Origin of the sequence: Streptomyces mutabilis (assembly GCF_014649815.1) — a bacterium.
Lineage (GTDB): Bacteria > Actinomycetota > Actinomycetes > Streptomycetales > Streptomycetaceae > Streptomyces > Streptomyces mutabilis.
This window is the reverse complement of sequence record NZ_BMTT01000179.1, coordinates 1-642: the sequence shown is the minus strand read 5'-3', so window position 1 is coordinate 642 and position 642 is coordinate 1. Positions and strand designations below refer to the sequence as shown.

At 39.3% G+C, this 642-nt stretch carries 1 protein-coding gene; it reads left to right on the top strand.

What is annotated here, in order from left to right; all coding sequences use genetic code 11:
* Window positions 1-216: 216 nt before the first annotated feature.
* On the top strand, window positions 217-642 hold a 426-nt coding region (gene adk, locus IE142_RS39920), incomplete at its 3' end, for an adenylate kinase (RefSeq protein ID WP_191889457.1).

The window sequence follows — 642 nt, the reverse complement described above, 5'->3', positions numbered from 1 at the left end:
TTTAGTGAATCAACTATTAGCTAAAAACGCGTAACCATATTCGTTTTCAATCATTTAAACCACGTTCTTTGCGCAAGAGAGCGTGGTTTTTTTCTTTTGCGATAAAAATAAAGTGCAATCGATAACGTGATTTCTTGAGCGATGACCTCACAAAATGGTATGGTAATGCGTTTTCGAGTTTAACTATAAAAAATTAAATGCAAGGGGATTTACGCGATGCGTATCATTCTACTAGGCGCTCCAGGCGCTGGTAAAGGCACTCAGGCTCAATTCATTAAAGAAAACTATGGTATCCCACAGATTTCAACCGGTGATATGTTACGTGCTGCGGTTAGCGCAGGTACAGAATTAGGACTGAAAGCAAAAGCATTGATGGATAACGGTCAATTAGTGACTGATGAATTAGTAATAGCATTAGTGAAAGAGCGTATCAAACAAGACGATTGCCGTAATGGTTTCTTGTTGGATGGGTTCCCAAGAACAATTCCACAAGCTGATGCAATGAAAGAAGCGGGTATCAATGTTGATTTCGTACTGGAATTTGCTGTACCTGATGAAATTATTGTTGAACGTATTGTTGGTCGTCGAGTGCACGCGCCATCAGGTCGTGTTTATCACATTAAATTTAATCCACCTAAAGTT